Below are 18,288 nucleotides of genomic sequence, written 5' to 3' on the forward strand. Positions count from 1 at the left end.
TTTCATAGGTAGCCCCGTAGAACAGCGGGCACAGCTCCCGCATTTCATCCCAGATTTCCTGGTTATCGCGGTAGTGCATCGGGTAACCCAGTTCCGTGGCGAGCAGGCTGATAATTTCCCAGTCGCGTTTGACGTTATTTTTGGGTTCAATAGCCTTTTCAAAACGCTGAAAGCCGCGGTCGGCACAGGAAAAGACGCCGCCGTGTTCACCCCATGAGGTCGCGGGTAAAATCACATCCGCCTGCTCGGCAGTTTTGGTCATAAAAATATCCTGCACCACCACAAACTCCAGCGCCTCAAACCCTTTACGCACCAGGCTTAAATCGGCCTCGGTCTGGAGCGGATCCTCTCCCATGATGTAATAGGCTTTGACGTGTCCTTCCAGCGCCAAGTGAGGGATCTCGGTAATGCGGTAGCCGATTTCCGCATCCATCCGATCGGCGTTGATGCCCCAGGCGTCGGCAAATTTTGCGCGGATCTGCGGGTCAGTCACCGACTGATAGCCGGGGAACTCATTGGGCAGCACGCCCATATCGCAGGCACCCTGCACATTGTTTTGCCCGCGTACCGGCCCGACGCCAACGTTAGGTCGCCCCAGGTTGCCGGTCAGCAGCGCCAGCCCGGCCAGGCCTTTCACCACGTCGACGGCCTGGCCAAACTGCGTAACGCCCATTCCCCACATAATGGTAGCAGAGGGCGCCGCGGCAAAGGTGCGCATGGCCTGACGGATTTGCTGTGCGGATACGCCGGTCTGTTCAGCCACCGCTTCCGGCGAATAATCGGCCAGCTGGCGACGATACGCGTCAAACCCTTCCGTATATTTTGCAACGTAATCACGATCGTAGAGATCTTCTTCGATCAGCGTGTAGGCAAAGGCGTTGACCAGTGCCATATTACAGCCGTTTTTGATCTGCAGATGCTGATCGGCGATACGGGCCGTCTCAATGCGGCGGGGATCGCAAACGATAATTTGCGCCCCTTTCTCTTTGGCCTTGATCACCCGACGGGCCACGATAGGGTGGGAGTCGGCGCAGTTATAGCCAATCACCAGCAGGCATTTGGAATTTTCAATATCGTTGATGGAATTGCTCATGGCGCCGTTGCCGAGTGTGGCCTGGAGACCCGCCACGGAAGGGCCATGGCAGACGCGGGCGCAGCAGTCGACATTATTGGTGCCGATGACTGCACGAGCAAACTTCTGCATGACGTAGTTCGTTTCGTTGCCGGTTCCGCGGGAAGAACCGGTATGCATTATCGCGCGCGGGCCGTGCTGCTCTTTGATCTCTTTCAGGCGCTTAGCGGTATAGCGGATAGCTTCCTCCCAGCTGACCACCTCAAATTTTCCGCCCCTCTGTCGACGGATCATCGGCTGCGTCAGGCGTGGCGTCAGCAGTTTGGTATCGTTCAGAAAATCCCAGCCATAGTAGCCTTTCAGGCACAGCTCGCCCTGATTGGTCACGCCGTCAGCCGCCTCGGCCCGCAGAATTTTATTGTTTTCTACCACCAGATTCAGTTTGCATCCGGCCCCACAGTAAGGGCAAACAGTCGTCACTTTTTTCATCCTGATTCTCCTCTTTTCCGGGTTAAAACAGCAGGCCGGAAGTGCTGGCAAGCGCCGCACGGCGGCGTTTTTCTACGTTCATTTCCTGTAACCGATTGCGGTCAACGGTCAGCAAGGCCTTGGTCGGGCAGACTTCCTGACAGGCCGGGCCTGCTGCACGGCCATCGCACAGATCGCATTTGTGCGCTTCCGCTTTATCAGCGGTAGCGGTCATGGCCGCCGCGTTCTGGCGAAAAAGAGGCTTAACCACCACTTCCATCGCGCCATAAGGGCAGGCGACCACACAGGTTTTGCAGCCGATACAGTGCTCTTGCATCACCTGAACATGACCGTCGCGGCGGGTGATGGCGCCATTTGGGCAGACGTTAGCGCAAGGGGCGTCTTCACACTGGCGGCACATCACCGGCGTGCTGAGGTTGACGCTTTTGATGACATGCAAACGAGGCGTAAAAGTGGTGATATTGAGCTGCGAAATATCCTGCGACGCGCTGTGGGCCATCACACAGGCGATTTCACAGGTACGGCAGCCGATACATTTTTGGGGATCGGCAATGATGAACCGGTTCATCTGACTCTCCTGATTTTACCGGCCGGCGGATCCCGGCCCGATGGCGGAGGTAATGCATAAAGCGTTCCAGCCAGCAGAAATTATTTTTTGCTTCACTTTCAATCTATTAACGCAAGGGGGAGAAAGGTGACGAAGGGCGGGTGAGTATGTCGACACTTTCCCGACACTTTTGTCAGGTCGGCTGTGGATGAAAGCGCGCAATGCCCAGGCCCGTTTCCAGCCGAGGAAGCCGCTGATAAAGCTCGCCTACTGCCTGCTCAACCGCCGGGCTGAGCGGCGCATAAAAGGCCACCACATCAGGCTGAATGCCAACAAAAGTGATGTGCGGAATGGCTTCCCGCAGCTGTTGAATCAAAAAAGTAAGCGGCAGCGTGTGGGTGGTCATGATGAACATGTCGGCGATATCGCTTTCGTCGATAAGCCGCATTTCGCCGGGGGCCAGCCCCATGTCGGTGGCGTCCACAATCACCAGGTGGTCGGGAAGCTGCTCGCGCAGATAGCCGATATCGTTTTCCGGCACGGCTCCTCCATCGACCACCGTCCAGCCCGGCAGCGGGGCGGTGGCACAAAGTTCTGCCAGGCGTGGCCCGGCACCGTCATCGCCCATCATGCTATTGCCGACGCACAACAAAGCGTAGCGGGAAGAGGCATTACGCATCATATCTCCTGACCATCAGGTACATAGCGGGGTCGTTTTCAATTTGCTGGAGCAACGCGATCAGCCTGTCGCTCCAGGCTTGCTGCTCAACGCTCATTTGTTCCCGGGCATCACGCAGCGCCAGGGCCAGCAGATGGGTGTGGCTGCTGTCGATAGTGATTTCGCCAAAGCGGCGGACGCCTGCCATTTTTCGCTGCGCCTCGCTGTTTTCTGCCAGACAGGCCACCCACTGCAGATAGCCCGTAAGCGGACAGGTCAGCTGGGGTTGTAGACAATCGATCACGCCCACGTGGTGACCTATCGCCAGGCTGTAGTAAACCACCTCCTGTACTTTCTTCGAGCTGCGCTTTTGCGCGGATTTTTCATCGACAAATTTGCTGCCCAGTGCGTAAAACACCACTTTGTCGTGCAGGGAGGGCGCCGACGGCTGGTACCGGGCGTAACGCTGCGGATCGGTCAGGGTGCTCACAGGCGAACCTCCCCACGCATAACTTGCTGATAAATTAGCTGTAGATGACCGACTATTTCAGTGAGACGCAGATCGTTCTGCTCATCCAGCCACGCGGTAATGCGCTGTTCCACGGTTTGTATGCCAGGCGCGGCTACCGCCTGCATAAAACGATCGGCAATCTGGCGGCCATAGCGATAACCGGCCATGCGTCGTGCTTCCCGATCCAGTAGCACCCGCAGCGGCTGCGGTAGCGTAGGGTGCAGCAACGCCGCCGGTTCTGCCGCCTCGTCGTGCTGCTGACCTTTTATTTTTTGATCGAGCAGGCCGAGTGCCATGGCAAAACCATAAATAGTGGCAGCGGGCGTGGGCGGGCAGCCGGGAATATAAACATCTACCGGAACAATCTTGTCCGTGCCGCCCCAGACGCAATAAAGATCGTGGAAAATGCCGCCGCTGTTGCCGCAGGCGCCGTAAGAAATGCAGATCTTAGGGTCTGGCGCAGCGTCCCAGGCACGCAGCGCGGGTACGCGCATGGCGCGGGTGACGGCACCGGTAAATAACAAAATATCGGCATGACGCGGGGAAGGAACCACCTTAATACCAAAGCGTTCAGCGTCAAACAAGGGCGAAATAGCGGCAAAAATTTCAATCTCGCAGCCGTTACAGCCGCCGCAATCAACCCGATAAACGTAGGCGGAACGGCGGATCTTATTCAACAATGTACCCTTCAGGCCAGCGATACTCTCGTCAAGCGTAACGGGTATCGGCAGACCGTTTTCATCACGTGGCCCATGCAGGATCTGGCTCATGGCTGTGCCTCCTGGGTCAGATGACGACCCATATTTGTCTGGTCGGAAGAGGGCAGATGGTGCTTTTTCTTGCAGGCCGGGCAGGTTTCATACTGCTCGCGACGCGCCGCAATTTGTCGCTCGCTCAGGGCAGCGTTTTCCTGTAACAGAGAGAGCGCAAAGTCGATCTCTTTCTGCACGGCGTAGGGATGGCCGCACTGCCGGCAGTGGCAAACCGGAAAATCAGCGGTTTCAAACAGATCTTCTTTACGCCATACCGCCAGTTCAAAGGCCTGTGACAGTTTGATGGCGGCTGTCGGGCAGACTTCCTCGCAGCGCGCACAGAAAATGCAGCGGCCTAAAAACAGCGACCAGCGAACCCCGTCACCTTCCTCCGTATGGGTCATCGTCAGCGCGTTGGACGGGCAGGCGTTGGCGCAGGCGCCACAGCCGATACACTGCTGCGCGTTGTACTGTGGCTTGCCGCGGAAATTTTCCGCCATCTCCAGCGGCCGGGCCGGATAGGCTACCGTTGCGGTACCGGTCTTCAGCACTTTTTTAATCAGCTTTAACATGCTGTTGCTCCCTAAAGCGGCGAGTTTTTGCGTTCAATGCCATAACGTTCGATCTCTTTGTAAGGCACGACCCGGGTGGTTTTCTTACGCACGTCAACCACCGTCATCCGGTCGGTACAGGAATAGCAGGGGTCGAGGCTGCCGATTATCAGCGGCGCGTCCGAAACGGTATTGCCGCGCAGCATATAGCGCAGCGTTGGCCAGTTGGCATAGGTCGCCGCACGGCAGCGCCAGCGAAACAGCTTCTGGTTGTCGCCGGTCATGCTCCAGTGCACGTCATCGCCGCGCGGCGCCTCGGCAAAGCCCAGCGCGAAGCGGTGAGGAATATAGGTAAAGCCTTCGGTGATCAGCGGGCCCTGCGGCAGATTCTGCAGGCCAAATTCGATCATGTTCAGCGAGTTAAACACCTCGTGAATGCGCACCTTCAGGCGTGAGTAAACGTCGTTACCGGTTTCGCTGTGAAGCTCAAACGGCAGGCTGGCATAGCCGGCATAGGGATGATCCGCTCGCATATCGCGGCGGTAGCCGCTGCCGCGGATCATCGGGCCGACATTACTGAAATCGCGCGCTATCTGCGGGTCTAACAGACCAACCCCCACGCTGCGCTGTTCGGTATTCGGCGTACTGAGCAAAATATCCACCAGATCGTTCAGCTCGCGCCGCATGCCGCCTGCCAGCGCAATGGTCTGGATCATATCCGCCTTCAGAATGTCGCGACGCAGGCCGCCTATCAGGTTCATGCCGTAGGTCTTGCGGGCGCCGGTCAGGATTTCCGCCATCTTCATTGACTGCTCGCGCACGCGGAAAAACTGCATAAAGCCGGAATCGAAGCCGACAAAGTGACAGGCCAGCCCCAAATTGAGCAGATGGCTGTGCAGACGTTCCACCTCCAGCAAAATTGAACGGATGGTCTGCGCACGCTCGGGCACCACGATGCCCATCGCATTCTCAACGGATGAGGTATACGCCACGCTGTGGGTAAAGCCGCAGATGCCGCATACGCGATCGGAAAGAAAGGTAACCTCGTTATAGCCCATGCGGGTTTCAGCCAGTTTTTCCATGCCGCGGTGCACGTAAAACAGCCGGTAGTCGGCGTCGATAATGTCTTCGCCATCGACGAAAAGACGAAAGTGTCCGGGTTCGTCAGAAGTGACGTGAAGGGGGCCAATTGGCACGATCGCGCTCCCTTCCTTTGCTTCGGCAATAAAGGGATAGGTTTCATTGTCGGTGGTGGGAGCGGGACGCTGACGGTAATCCATCGCGTCTTTACGCAGCGGATATAAATCGTCAGGCCAGTCATCCGGCAGGACCAGGCGACGCTCGTCCGGCAGGCCAACCGGATGCAGCCCATACATATCCCGCACTTCGCGTTCGCCCCAGACGGCTGCCGGCACACGCGGCGTCACTGACGGGAAGTCCAGAGAGACAGGATCCACTTCGACGCGCACGGTAATCCAGCACTTCACGCCCTGTTCCATCGACAGCACATAATACAGCGCATAGTGACCGCACAGCGTGCGTTCATCATTGCCAAACAAGACGGAAAGCCAGCCGCCCTGCTGGTAGTAGAGCCACTCCACCACTTCCGGCAGCGAATGCAGTTTAACGGTGACCGTCGCTTGCGTATCGGTCTGCCATTCACTGTGAAGCAGCGCTGCGGGAAACTGTTTCTCCAGCGCGGCCAGATAGTGCAGGCCCACCGGATGTTGATTTAATTCAGAAGCAAACTCACGCATAACCAACCCTCTTCCCGCCGGAGCGGAATAAAAAATATCAGCCCGCTATCAGCCAGGAAACCAGCGCCAGAAATGCCAGTCCGAACCCCGTCCAGGTGGTACGGGACGTTTTTAAAAAGCGCAGGCGCGCTACGCTGTTTTCAATGAAGGCCACCAGCAGGACGGCGATCAGCAGTTTTGCCAGGCTGAGCAGCAGGGCCACCAGCAGAGCAAGCGGCGTCGGGGCGGCTGCCAGGCCAAAGGGAATAAACAGGCCGAGGAACAGCTGCAGCACCACCAGCTGCTTCAGGCTGATGCCTATTTTCAGCACGCCCAGCGCCGCGCCGGCATATTCGGTCAGCGGGCCTTCCTGCACCTCCTGCTCGGCCTCGGCCAGATCGAAAGGCAGTTTGCCCATTTCGATATAGGTGGCGAAGGCGCAGGCCAGCCCAGCCAGTAGCAGCGTCAGCGAAGAGGCAAGCGGCCAGTGCACTACCCGCGCGCTAATCGCGCCGAGCGAGGTCGAACCGGCAACCAGCGCAGCTATCCACAGGCCAAGCAGGAGAATGGGCTCCACCAGTACGCCCAGCACGGCTTCCCGGCTGGCCCCGATGCCGGTAAAAGGGCTGCCGGTATCCAGACCGGCCAGCACAAACACGAAGCGCATCAGGGCGAAGAGATAAATAAGGGTTATCAGGTCACCCGCACCAGCCATTGGCGAGGCCAACGTCACTACGGGCAGCGCGGTAGCAATAACCAGTAATATGCCGGTTAACAGCCAGGGCATACTGCGGAAGGCCAGGCCGGATGCCGCCGGAGCCACGCTCTGACGCTGCAACAGCTTGGCGATATCGCGGTATTCCTGTAGAACGCCAGGCCCCTGGCGGTTGTGCATTCGGGCGCGCAGAACGCGGCTGACCCCGGTAAACAGCGGCGCGACCGCCAGCAGCCCTGACGCCTGCAGTAGCGCCAGCGGCCACAGTGAACCGGTCAATATCAAGGGAAAAGTCATCATCAGTTCCTCAGGCCAGGGCCGCGACCAGCAGCACAGCCAGTTCAATAAAAGCCAGGCGGCGGCACAAGGCGGCCAGCCTGCCCTGATGCAGGGCCGTTACCAGCGCCGTGGGCAGCAGGCGCTGGCGCAGAAGGTAAAGCGGTGCAAACATCACGCGCAGCGGCTGAGCAAAGCCGGTGGCCGTGACCACCATGCTGGCGGAATGACCGTAGCCGCAGGCCCAGGCATCGCCTCGCTGACGGTTCGGCAGGCGGCTCCCGCGCAGCGCAACGGCGATGAGCCAGGGGAGCAGCGGCATTGCCAGCAGTAAAATCGTCACCATCGGGACGGAAACTGACGATGCAGCCGGAGCAAGGGCGTCATGCTGCGTGATGATAAGGGGCGTCATTTGCAGCACGTCGGTGGCAACGAGGGAAAACAGGGGCACGATCCAGGGAGAAGCCACGCCAAAGACCACGCACAGCAGCGCCGGGAGAACAATGCTGAGCCTGACCGCAAGGGGAGCAGACGTCGCCCTGGCCGCTGCAGCGCTGCGTGGGCTGCCCAGAAACGTGACGCCGAAGACTTTAGCAATACACATCAGCGCCAGTGCGCCAGTCAGCGCCAGCCCGACGGCAAGCAGCGGGCCGAGCAGGCGAGTCAACCAGAACGACGTGGTGCCCAGCTGGAAGAAAGACTGATAGAGCAGCCATTCGCTGGCAAAGCCATTCAGAGGGGGTAACGCGGCCATCGCCATCAGCGCGATCAGCATCGCTCCCGCCGTCCACGGCATCAGACGCGCCAGCCCGCCGAGCCGCTCAATATCTTTGATCCCGGTCTGCCGCTCTATTTCGCCCGCGCCTAAAAACAGCGTGGTTTTAAACAGGCCGTGGTTAAAGAGATGGAACAGAGCAGCCAACAGCGCCAGCGTCGCCAGCAGCGGCAAACGCAGGGAGACGCCGATCATCGCCCCGCCCACGCCAAGCAGAATAATGCCGACATTTTCCAGCGTGTGGTAAGCCAGCAGGCGGCGAATATCATGTTCCATCAGGGCATAAAGTCCGCCGATAAAGGCGGTCAGCATCGCCAGCAGCATAACCAGCACGCCCCACCAGAGCGGCGGCGTGCCCAACAAATCCAGGCCGATTTTGATTACCCCTAAAATGCCCACTTTCATCAATGCTGACGAAAACAGCGCGGCGGCATGAGCGGGTGCGCTGGTATGCGATTGCGGCACCCAGCCATGCAGAGGAATCAGGCCGGCGTAAAGCCCGAAGCCGGTTAGCGACAGCAGAAACGCCGCCGACCTGACACTGGCAGAGAACTCGCTGTGGCGGATGACGTCGAAGTCCAGACTGCCGCTGGTGTGATAAAGCAGGCTAAAAGCCAGCACCAGGCAGAGCGTACCGACCCGTCCGGACAAAAACTGATTCAACCCGGCGCGACGGCTTTTTACCTCGTCATTCTGGACAATCAGCAGCCCGGCGCACAGCGCCGCCAGCTCCATCGACAGCAGCAGCTGCACCGCATTGACGGCAAGCACTGCTGTAATCAGCGTCGCCAGCAGTAAATTGCACAGGAAGCCAGCCCGCGCGCGGACAGGCCGGCCGACGCTGCGTAGCCATACCCAGGCATACAGGCTGCAAAAGAGTGCGGGCAGTGAAACAGCCAGCAGCAGCAGCCCGTTCAGCGGACTAAAGACAGCCAGAAAGGAGAACGGCGGCAAAGCCGCGGTAGAGGAGGCCCCCGTCAGGATCGGCAGGGCAGCCGCTATTGTTGCCAGCGAGGCCAGCAGGCCGCCGCTGCTAAAAATGGCCGCGCTGAAACGGGCAGTGCCGGAAAACAGCCAGCCAATGCCGCCGCTCAACAGCAGGCACAGCAGCGCAAACGTCAGCAGCGGCGCGGGCGAGAAGGCAAAAGTCATGATGGGTTCTCCTGGCCAGAGGTAAACAAATTGACAGGAAGCGAGCTGGCCGCCTGCAGGCGCTTCTGTTGACTGGCATGAAGTGACAGATCGGCGGTAACCAGCTGGATGGCCTGCGTCGGGCAGGTTCTGACGCAGGCAGGCCCCGCTTCGCTGAAACTGCACAAATCGCACTTCACGGCCACTGCCCGCACGCCGGGCACGCAATCCAGGAAAGCACTGAGTGGGGGAGGCGGCAGCGGGGCGGGCAGGGCTTTCGGCGTATTGCACTCGCGGGGCGTGGCTACCGGCGTGCTGCCGGAAAAGGTGATAGCACCAAACGGGCAGGCGATGCCGCATAGTTTGCAGCTGACGCACAGCGCCTCATTCAGCTGCACAGCGTGCTCCCGGAGGGTAATTGCATTTACCGGACAGACTTTGGCGCAGGGTGCGTCCTCGCACTGGTGACACATGACCGGCGCGGAATCCAGCGCGTTGCGCATGACTTCCAAACGCGGGGCGGCCTGAAGGCCATAACGCTGATGTTCCTGCGAGCAGCTGGCCATGCAGGTATTGCAGCCGATACAGCGGCTGGCATCGGCTATCACATAATGATTCATGGCGGTCGGGCGACGCATGAAGTCTCCTTGATATTTCGTCAAAAATGTCGAAATTGACGGTAATAAGAGGATGTCGACATTTATGTCGTCACCTCTTGCCCTTTACGCGGCTAACAACAGGTGTGTTGCCGGGCAAATAAGGGCAGGCCCTTTAAAATTTTTTAATTAATTTTTCCAGCTGCGGGTGTAGGGGCGTGTTGCTATAAATAGCGTCATAAATACATTGGTAAAAAAGCGCGATTTTATTGATGTAATGTTCCAGCACGGCCTGTCGGTCATGGATGTCGATGGTGTTATCAATTCGGCCCTCTTCCGTTAATGTCGCCCAGGCAAAGGCCTCAAAATCGTTCGGTTCTCCCGGCTGGGCCATATTCAGGCTGTAGACGACCCGCTGACTGTAAAAATCAGCCTCTAAATGAATGCTGATAATAAAGTGATTAAATACCGTGAAATGGATGCCGCGTTCGTTACTACAGGTAAAGGTGTGATTGATACGGGGGCCTGACAGCGTTACGGCCTGAGTAAGAACGTTTTGGTAGGTATGCCAGTGCGCCTTCAGTGTGTTGTTTTTACTGGCTATATACTCAGCCTGGTTAGTCAGTTCGCTAAGGGTGCTCATAATTATTACCGCCGGTTAAGGTGAACAGAGTGCCGTTTCGACAGGGAACGTATGTTGACGAAACAGATGGGCTGTCACCCTATTGGCATAAAGCGTGCCAGACGATAAAAATATTTTACAATGACTTTTAATTCATCAGGTTAAATAAATAATAACGGTATTTTTGCTGCGTGAATGCCTGTTGTAGGTGTCAAAAATATGTCACTTCGTCATATTTGACGTCTGCGCTGAACAGGCTTTTTAAATGGGTGGTGCCCTCTTTTGCGCCGTTATAAATAACCTGTCGAAAATTTATGGCATCAATATTGCAGAATATTCCTCAGCCTGTCTGGAGGAAGAAAATGCACGAAATTACTTTATGTCAAAACGCGGTGGAAATAATGCAGCAGTTTGCCCGGCGTCATCATGCGCTGCGGATTACCTCGGTGTGGCTGGAGGTCGGTGCATTTTCCTGTGTCGAGCCAGAAGCGCTGCGCTTCTGCTTCGGGCTGGCCTGTCGACAAACGCTGGCCGAAGGCTGTGAACTGCACCTCGACACGCCTGCGGCGATCGGCTGGTGCCACGACTGCCAGCGTGATATCACCTTCCCGATCCCAGGGGTGCTGCTCTGCCCGGATTGCGGCGGACACCGTCTGCGGGTCGTTGCCGATGACGGCATGAAAATTAAACGTATCGAAATAGAATAGCGGGCCAGTGCCCGGGGAGAACACTATGTGCAGTACCTGCGGCTGCGCCAGCGGCGAGCTTCGTATTGAAGGCGTGGAGGGCGATGCCCTGCATTCTCATGATGGTGATGATGCTGTTCATCACCACTTTCATCATCACGGCGTTGCGGTTCACCGTCATGAAGGTCACGCATCCGGCCTGCCTTACGCACCACGCCGCCTGGTTGATATAGAAACCGATATTCTGGCTAAAAATAATCAGATTGCCGCCCATAATCGCGAGCATTTTGCCGCTGCCTCTATCCTGGCGCTGAACCTGGTTTCCAGTCCCGGCTCGGGTAAAACGACGTTGCTGACCACCACGCTGCTCCATCTTGCGCCGCTGAGAGCATGCGCGGTCATTGAGGGCGATCAACAAACGGCTAACGATGCCGAGCGCATTCGTGCGACCGGCGTCCCGGCGATTCAGGTCAATACGGGTAAAGGCTGCCACCTGGATGCCCAGATGGTACATCACGCGGTACATCAGCTGGCTCCCAAAGATAACAGCCTGCTGTTTATAGAAAACGTCGGCAATCTGGTCTGTCCGGCCAGTTTTGACCTGGGTGAACACTGCAAAGTGGCGGTGTTGTCCATCACGGAAGGGGAAGACAAGCCGCTGAAATATCCCCATATGTTTGCGGCATCGCGCCTGATGATCCTGAACAAAATCGATCTGCTCCCCTATCTGAATTTCGACGTTGACGCCTGTATCGCTAACGCGCGGCTGGTTAATCCACAGATCGAGGTGATTCAACTGTCGGCTACTACCGGAGAAGGCATGGCGCGCTGGCTGGCATGGCTGGAGCAACAACCATGTGCATAGGCATTCCGGGACAGATTGTCGCGCTGCATGAACAGCTAAGCGACCATGCCTGGGCCGAGGTCTGCGGTCTGCGCCGCGAGGTCAATATCGCTCTGGTCTGTGGCGAGAGCCGCGAGGCTTTGCTCGGGAGCTGGGTGCTGATCCACGTGGGTTTCGCACTGGCCCGACTGAACGAGCAGGAAGCGCAGGAGACGCTGGCTGCCCTTCATGCCATGGAAGAGGTGGAGGCTGATGTAGCGCTGTTCCTGGCGGGGGGGAGATAAACTATGCGCTTTGTTGATGAGTTTCGCGATCCGACGCTGGCGAAAAAGCTGCTCGAAAAGCTTACCCGGCAGGCGGCGCAGCTGCCTTTTACCGCTGAAAAACCGATGCGGATAATGGAGGTGTGTGGCGGCCATACCCACGCCATTTTTAAATTTGGTCTGGATAAACTGTTGCCACCCCAGCTGGAATTTATCCACGGGCCGGGCTGTCCGGTGTGCGTGCTGCCTATGGGCAGAATTGATGCCTGTTGTGACATTGCCGCTTTGCCGGAAGTGATTTTTTGTACCTTTGGCGATGCGCTGCGCGTGCCGGGTAAAAACGGCTCGCTGTTACAGGCCCGCGAACGAGGGGCGGATGTTCGCGTGGTTTACTCGCCGCTCGATGCCCTTAAGCTTGCGCGGGAAAACCCACACCGTCAGGTCGTCTTTTTTGCGTTGGGTTTTGAAACCACCATGCCGGTGACGGCCGTGACGCTGCAACAGGCCAAACGGCAACGGCTCGGCAATTTCAGCGTGTTCTGTCAGCATATCAGCCTGATGCCTACGTTACGCAGCCTGCTGCAGCAGGACGATGTGCGAATTGACGCGTTTCTGGCACCCGGCCACGTCACCATGATAACCGGCACCGCACCGTATCAGTTTATCCATCAGCAGTTCGGCAAGCCGCTGGTGGTCAGTGGCTTTGAGCCGTTGGATATGCTGCAAAGTGTATTGATGCTGGTGCAACAGGCAGGTGAAGCACGCTGTGAAACAGAAAACCAATATCGACGCGTGGTGCCGGAAGAAGGTAACCCGCTGGCGCAGCAGGCAATCCGGGAGGTCTTCCGGCTTGCTGGCAGCAGTGAGTGGCGTGGACTGGGGCTGATCGAAGCGTCAGGGATATCGCTTGCTGAAGCCTATGTCAGTTTTGACGCCGAGCGGCGGTTTAAACCGGGCAGATATGCCGTGGCCGATCACCCGCAGGCACGCTGCGGTGATGTGCTCACCGGACGGTGCAAACCGCACCAGTGCCCGCTATTTGGTACCGGCTGCACGCCACATAATGCGTTTGGCGCGCTGATGGTTTCTTCTGAAGGCGCTTGTGCGGCCTGGTATCAGTATCGCCATCAGGAAACGCTAACGGAAGGGCAGCCACAGAGGGTAATCGGATGACGTCAATACAGACAGTAACCATGGCGCATGGCAGCGGTGGTAGGGCCATGCAGCAGATGATTGAACGAATGTTTCTGCAGGCGTTTGATAATCCCTGGCTTAACGAGCGGGAAGACGGCGCACGCCTGTCGTTAGCAGATTTTACCCGCCAGGGCGATCGGCTGGCTTTCACGACCGACAGCTACGTTATCGATCCCATCTTCTTTCCCGGCGGAAATATCGGCAAGCTGGCGGTATGCGGGACGGCGAACGATCTGGCGGTCTGTGGTGCGATACCCGCTTACCTCTCCTGTGGTTTTATCCTGGAAGAGGGCCTGCCGCTTGCCGATTTACAGAATATTGTCAACGCCATGGCGCAAACCGCGCAGCAGGCCGGTATCGCCATCGTTACCGGTGACACCAAGGTAGTTCAGCGTGGGGCGGCCGATAAGATCTTTATTAACACGGCGGGGATCGGTGCGATCCCGACCACGGTGCACTGGGCGGCTCGCAACCTTCAGCCAGGCGATAAGATCCTGGTCAGCGGCACGCTTGGTGACCATGGCGCCACTATCCTGAACCTGCGTGAGCAGCTGGGTATGGATTTAGATGTGCAAAGCGACTGCGCCGTTCTGGCTCCCCTTATTGCCCCGCTACGCCAGCTGCCCGGCATACGGGCGCTACGTGATGCCACGCGTGGCGGCGTCAACGCTATCCTGCACGAGTTCGCCGGGGCCTGTGGGTTGGGTATCTCAATAGAAGAAAGCGCTCTGCCGGTAAAACCTGCAGTAAGAGGCATCTGCGAGCTGCTGGGGCTGGAGGCACTGGATTTCGCCAACGAAGGCAAGCTGGTGTTGGCGGTCTCCCCACAGGCAGAGCAGCAGGTATTACGCGTGCTGCGCGACCATCCGCTGGGCGTGGATGCGGTCACTGTCGGCGAGATAACGCAAAATCCGCAGGTCTGTCTACGTGGTGCACTGGGCGTTTCCCGTCAGTTGATGTTGCCTCATTCGGAACCTTTACCGCGCATTTGTTGATATCAAATAAAGCGTATCGGGCTCAACGTACATTACTTTGGCAATGATCTTTCTTATTACAGGCTATCCAGGCTAAAGCTATGCAAAGTGCAACTCTGAGCAACACGAAACAGGAAGGATTATTGACGCTGACGCGAACGCTGCTGCGGCAACAATCTATGAGCTCGCTGTTGGAGGCTCTGACGCAGGTGGTGCACCGCGTGAATATGGCGGAAGCCGTCACGCTGATACTGTATGGGCGTAATGCTCGCGTCCATTTTTACGGCACCGATGCAATGAGCCAGCCGATCGTTTATGAAGATGAAACACTGCTGGCAAGCGGGCCGGTATGTTCGCTGCGTAAAACGGCAGAAACGCAGATCTGGCGTAGTGAGGCGCTGCATCGGCACTATCCGCAGCTGGCCGCGCTGAACCTTTATCCGCCGTTTACCGACTACTGCCTGGTGCCGCTCACGGGGCCATCAGGATTGCTGGGCGGATGCGAATTCCTGCGTCAGACCGGACAGGCGTTTACGGCGGAAGATAAAAAGGCGCTGAACGAGCTTTGCCTGCTGGCGGCCGTTGCGGTTGAACAAATCCAGCTGCATGAACATGCCCAGCTGCAGCAGTCGCTGCTACGCCATGAGCGGGATGATTTTCGTCTTCTGGTGGATATAACCAACGCGGTTATCTCCCGCCTGGATCTTGACGAACTGACCGGTGAAATTGCCAAAACGATCCATCAGTTTTTCCATATCAACGCCATCAGCATCGTATTGTGCGACGTGGATAAAGCGAGCGAGCAGGCAAATGTTTACACCACTCATTATATAGAAACGCATGTTGCCGAACGCGAACAGTCCCGCATCACGCTGGCCGGTACGCTGGAAGAACAGGTCATGAAAAGTGGCGAAAGCCTGCTAACCAGCGTGCCGCCAGCAAAAGGTGGGGAGAGCGTACAAAATGCGCTGTTTCAACAACTGTGGCGTAATCAGGTCAAAACGTTGTGTCTGTTGCCGCTGCGCTTCAAAGACAAAACGCTGGGCGTGCTGAAGCTGGCCCAGACGCAGCCGGATAATTTTACGCCAGCCAATCTGAGAGTACTGCAGCAGATTGCCGAGCGCATCGGCATTGCGGTAGATAACGCGCTGGCGTATCAGGAGATAAAAAGCCTGAAGGAAAAGCTACAGCATGAGAATCTCTATCTGACCGAGCAGATTAACAGTCATAATCCTGACTTCAGCGATATCGTTGGGCGAAGCCCCAGCATGTCAAAAGTGTTGAAACAGGTGGAAATTGTCGCGAAGAGCGACTGTTCCGTACTGATCCTCGGGGAAACTGGCACGGGTAAAGAGCTGATTGCCAGAGCCATTCATGCTTTGGGCGATCGGCACGACAAGCGTATGGTCAAAATGAACTGTGCCGCAATGCCAGCAGGCCTGATGGAAAGTGAGCTGTTTGGGCATGAGAAAGGTGCCTTTACCGGTGCTACGGCGCAGCGCATGGGCCGTTTTGAGCTGGCCGACCAGGGCACGCTCTTTCTGGATGAGGTCGGCGAAATTCCTTTAGAACTGCAGCCCAAGCTGTTGCGTATTCTGCAGGAACAGGAGTTTGAGCGGGTAGGCGGCAGCAAGCAAATTTCCGTAAACGTACGGATAATTGCCGCGACTAACCGCGATCTGAGCCAGATGGTGGCCGATAAATCCTTTCGCAGCGACCTTTATTACCGGTTAAACGTCTTTCCCATTGTGATCCCGCCGCTGCGTGAACGCCCGGAAGATATTCCGCAGCTGGTGAAGTTTCTGACCAGTAAAATTTCCCGTCGGATGAAGCGCACCATCAACAGCATTCCGGCAGAAACGTTAAGGCTGCTTAGTCGTATGCCGTGGCCGGGCAACGTGCGTGAACTGGAAAACGTGATTGAGCGTGCCGTACTGCTGACGCGTGGCAGCGTGCTGGATTTGCAGCTGCCTGAACTGCATTATCCCCTGCCGATCGCGGCCGTTCCCCCGTTGTCTGCGGAGGTTTCAGCCCCACCGGGAGGTGAGGATGAACGTGAGCGGATTATTCAGGCGTTAAAAGAAAGTAATGGCGTTGTCGCGGGTCCGCGAGGCGCGGCAGTTCGGCTGGGGCTGAAGCGCACCACTTTGCTTTCCAGAATGAAAAAGATGGGGATTTCAGGCAAGTAGCGTTTTATAAGCCCTGAATAAACGCCGGGAAATATCAACGCCCGGGCAGCTTATCGGCCCTGGTTGAGAGCGGATTCAGGGCCATTCTTCTTTCCAGCTCGCGGTAATCGTGGCTACAAAAAAGATCGATCTCCGCAGAATGATGGTGGGCCAGTTCGCGCAGCCGTTGCTGATTACTGTGGCGGGTTTTGTTATCTGCCGCCATGAACCACTGGTAAAAGCGCAATCCGGGCGTGCAGTGGCGCTGCTGTTCAAGTTCGCGCTGATAGAACCACGCATCGCCGCCGTGTAGCAGCCAGCCGCTATCGGTTTGTACCGCAATGCCGGCATGCCCCGGCGTATGGCCTGGTAAAGGGATCATCAGGATTTCTGGGGGTAAGCCTTGCAGGTCGGTTACGGCATCAAAGCCAAACCATTTTTCACCCGATACGTTATACCCTGTCCAGGCCGAGACGCCGCTCCACTGTCCCGGCCGATAACGGGAGCGGGCCAGCCAGCTGTCGTGCTGCCGGGAAGTATCAATTTCGCGCTGCATAAGATGAATTTGCGCCTGCGGAAAATCCGTCAGCCCTCCGGCATGATCAAAGTCCAGATGGGTGAGGACGATGTGACGAACGTCCGCTGCCTGATAGCCTAACGCCAGGATTTGCGACAGCGCGGTCAAAGAGGGCCTGCGTTGTATGTTGTTCATTACGCGGAAAAAAGGGGCGATACGCCCGCCCGGCGCCCTGATATCTTCCGTACCAAAGCCGGTATCAACCAGCACCAGCCCGCTGTTTTCCGTTTCGATAAGCAGGCAATGGCAGGCAAGGTGCGCACGGATGCCTTTGCTGAAACCGTCGTAAAGCGCGCCGCCGACAGGACACATACAGCCACAGTTAAGATGAATAACCTTCACAAATTCGCCTCCATCAAAGTCAAGTGAATAAGTGTAGGCGCTTTTCATGAAGCCTGACCGCGGGTAAAGCCAATCGGGAACAGCTGGGAGCGAAAAGCGCTATCGGGACGGGCAACGTAGCATGCGGTCTGGACGTCGCGACGTTTCCTGTTACAATTCCCGCTCCAAAAAAAGCGGAATAAGAAGATGAAAATGAAGGCGTTATTGGGTGTGGTTTTGGCAGGAAGCGTGCTGCTCAGCGGCTGTGGTATGGTCGATAATGCGGTTCGCACCGACCAGAGTATTAAAGATAAAGCGGCCTTTGCGCTGGGCACAACAGCGGATAAAGTGATTATTACGCAGCGTACCAGCGAGATCGACGCTGTTCGCTTCCACGCGACCACCCAGGGTAAAGTTTTCCAGTGCTATTACTCTACGGCCGGCATCAGCAGCGATGCCGTCTGCTCCCCGACGGATGGGTCTGCTCTGCCAACGGCAGCGGGTTCTGCCTCTTGCAATGCGTTACTGAAAGCCGCGCATAAGTGCTAAGGCTGCTGGCCCCGGTTTAACCAGCGTTTGCCGGGGCCGTCTCTCGTTATCGGGAACGCCTCACACCTTTTCCAGCGCCAGGCGCAAATCCTCAATCAGATCGTCTTTGTTCTCAATGCCGATTGAGACGCGAACGGTGGCCTCATTGATGCCAATGCGCGTGCGAACCTCTGCCGCGACGCCGGAATGTGTCGTGCTGGCAGGATGACTGGCTAGTGACTCCGTGCCGCCCAGGCTGACCGCCAGTTTAAAGAGCTGAAGCGCATTCAGCAGCTTAAAGG

Annotated in this window: 20 protein-coding genes; 7 read left to right on the forward strand and 13 right to left on the reverse strand. The window is 57.2% G+C overall.

Features of this window, described 5'->3' with window-relative positions:
• The 11 genes from fdhF to RTK32_RS07130 form a co-directional block, all read right to left on the reverse strand.
• Positions 1–1,561 (reverse strand): formate dehydrogenase subunit alpha (fdhF, locus tag RTK32_RS07080; RefSeq protein WP_312042765.1); only part of this gene is annotated, 1,561 nt, incomplete at its 3' end.
• A 22-nt stretch (positions 1,562–1,583) separates the two neighbouring features.
• A complete protein-coding gene (hydN, locus tag RTK32_RS07085) occupies positions 1,584–2,129 on the reverse strand; it encodes an electron transport protein HydN (protein WP_312042766.1) in 546 nt (181 codons plus the stop codon).
• 172 nt (positions 2,130–2,301) lie between these two features.
• Positions 2,302–2,787 (reverse strand): hydrogenase maturation peptidase HycI, encoded by a 486-nt coding sequence (gene hycI, locus RTK32_RS07090; protein WP_312042781.1) that lies wholly within the window; start codon positions 2,785–2,787, stop codon positions 2,302–2,304.
• The gene (locus tag RTK32_RS07095) at positions 2,780–3,199 is read right to left on the reverse strand and encodes a formate hydrogenlyase maturation HycH family protein (RefSeq protein WP_312042782.1); all 420 of its coding nucleotides are present in this window, start codon (positions 3,197–3,199) and stop codon (positions 2,780–2,782) included. Before RTK32_RS07095 ends, hycI begins: the two co-directional genes overlap by 8 nt.
• Before the next feature lie 53 nt (positions 3,200–3,252).
• Positions 3,253–4,047: an NADH-quinone oxidoreductase subunit B family protein gene (locus tag RTK32_RS07100; RefSeq protein WP_312042767.1), complete on the reverse strand. Its 795-nt coding sequence runs from the start codon at positions 4,045–4,047 to the stop codon at positions 3,253–3,255.
• Entirely contained in the window at positions 4,044–4,601 is a 558-nt protein-coding gene (locus tag RTK32_RS07105; RefSeq protein WP_312042768.1) for a formate hydrogenlyase complex iron-sulfur subunit, read from the reverse strand. The genes RTK32_RS07100 and RTK32_RS07105 overlap by 4 nt, the downstream gene beginning before the upstream one ends.
• A gap of 11 nt (positions 4,602–4,612) precedes the next feature.
• Positions 4,613–6,337: a hydrogenase large subunit gene (locus tag RTK32_RS07110; protein ID WP_312042769.1), complete on the reverse strand. Its 1,725-nt coding sequence runs from the start codon at positions 6,335–6,337 to the stop codon at positions 4,613–4,615.
• A gap of 37 nt (positions 6,338–6,374) precedes the next feature.
• Complete coding sequence (locus tag RTK32_RS07115) at positions 6,375–7,328, reverse strand: respiratory chain complex I subunit 1 family protein (RefSeq protein WP_312042783.1); 954 nt, start codon at positions 7,326–7,328, stop codon at positions 6,375–6,377.
• 10 nt (positions 7,329–7,338) lie between these two features.
• The gene (locus tag RTK32_RS07120; protein WP_312042770.1) at positions 7,339–9,234 is read right to left on the reverse strand and encodes a proton-conducting transporter membrane subunit; all 1,896 of its coding nucleotides are present in this window, start codon (positions 9,232–9,234) and stop codon (positions 7,339–7,341) included.
• Positions 9,231–9,833 carry a 4Fe-4S dicluster domain-containing protein gene (locus tag RTK32_RS07125; RefSeq protein ID WP_312042784.1) on the reverse strand — a complete coding sequence of 201 codons (603 nt, stop codon included), beginning with the start codon at positions 9,831–9,833 and terminating at the stop codon, positions 9,231–9,233. Before RTK32_RS07125 ends, RTK32_RS07120 begins: the two co-directional genes overlap by 4 nt.
• Positions 9,834–9,984: 151 nt before the next feature.
• Positions 9,985–10,452 carry a formate hydrogenlyase regulator HycA gene (locus RTK32_RS07130; protein ID WP_312042771.1) on the reverse strand — a complete coding sequence of 156 codons (468 nt, stop codon included), beginning with the start codon at positions 10,450–10,452 and terminating at the stop codon, positions 9,985–9,987.
• Between the two features lie 341 nt (positions 10,453–10,793).
• Between RTK32_RS07130 and hypA the strand changes: the two genes are divergently transcribed.
• The 6 genes from hypA to flhA all read left to right on the forward strand — a co-directional run bounded on the left by hypA (position 10,794) and on the right by flhA (position 16,581).
• Positions 10,794–11,138: a hydrogenase maturation nickel metallochaperone HypA gene (gene hypA / locus RTK32_RS07135; protein ID WP_312042772.1), complete on the forward strand. Its 345-nt coding sequence runs from the start codon at positions 10,794–10,796 to the stop codon at positions 11,136–11,138.
• A 25-nt stretch (positions 11,139–11,163) separates the two neighbouring features.
• Complete coding sequence (gene hypB, locus RTK32_RS07140; protein ID WP_312042773.1) at positions 11,164–11,982, forward strand: hydrogenase nickel incorporation protein HypB; 819 nt, start codon at positions 11,164–11,166, stop codon at positions 11,980–11,982.
• The gene (hypC, locus tag RTK32_RS07145; RefSeq protein WP_312042774.1) at positions 11,973–12,245 is read left to right on the forward strand and encodes a HypC/HybG/HupF family hydrogenase formation chaperone; all 273 of its coding nucleotides are present in this window, start codon (positions 11,973–11,975) and stop codon (positions 12,243–12,245) included. Before hypB ends, hypC begins: the two co-directional genes overlap by 10 nt.
• Positions 12,246–12,248: 3 nt before the next feature.
• Positions 12,249–13,397 carry a hydrogenase formation protein HypD gene (gene hypD / locus RTK32_RS07150; protein ID WP_312042775.1) on the forward strand — a complete coding sequence of 383 codons (1,149 nt, stop codon included), beginning with the start codon at positions 12,249–12,251 and terminating at the stop codon, positions 13,395–13,397.
• On the forward strand, positions 13,394–14,413 hold the full coding sequence (gene hypE / locus RTK32_RS07155; protein ID WP_312042776.1) for a hydrogenase expression/formation protein HypE: 1,020 nt from the start codon (positions 13,394–13,396) through the stop codon (positions 14,411–14,413). Before hypD ends, hypE begins: the two co-directional genes overlap by 4 nt.
• A gap of 80 nt (positions 14,414–14,493) precedes the next feature.
• The gene (gene flhA, locus RTK32_RS07160; RefSeq protein WP_312042777.1) at positions 14,494–16,581 is read left to right on the forward strand and encodes a formate hydrogenlyase transcriptional activator FlhA; all 2,088 of its coding nucleotides are present in this window, start codon (positions 14,494–14,496) and stop codon (positions 16,579–16,581) included.
• Positions 16,582–16,615: 34 nt separating this feature from the next.
• On the opposite strand, the gene RTK32_RS07165 is transcribed toward flhA, so the two are convergent.
• Entirely contained in the window at positions 16,616–17,479 is an 864-nt protein-coding gene (locus RTK32_RS07165; protein WP_312042778.1) for an MBL fold metallo-hydrolase, read from the reverse strand.
• Positions 17,480–17,671: 192 nt separating this feature from the next.
• On the opposite strand from RTK32_RS07165, the gene RTK32_RS07170 reads away from it, so the two are divergent.
• Positions 17,672–18,007, forward strand: a complete 336-nt coding sequence (locus RTK32_RS07170) for a hypothetical protein (RefSeq protein WP_312042779.1) — start codon at positions 17,672–17,674, stop codon at positions 18,005–18,007.
• Positions 18,008–18,067: 60 nt separating this feature from the next.
• On the opposite strand, the gene RTK32_RS07175 is transcribed toward RTK32_RS07170, so the two are convergent.
• A partial coding sequence (locus tag RTK32_RS07175; RefSeq protein ID WP_312042780.1) for a PLP-dependent transferase occupies positions 18,068–18,288 on the reverse strand: 221 nt, incomplete at its 5' end.

Origin of the sequence: Erwinia sp., assembly GCF_031978025.1 — a bacterium.
Classification (GTDB): Bacteria; Pseudomonadota; Gammaproteobacteria; order Enterobacterales; family Enterobacteriaceae; genus Erwinia.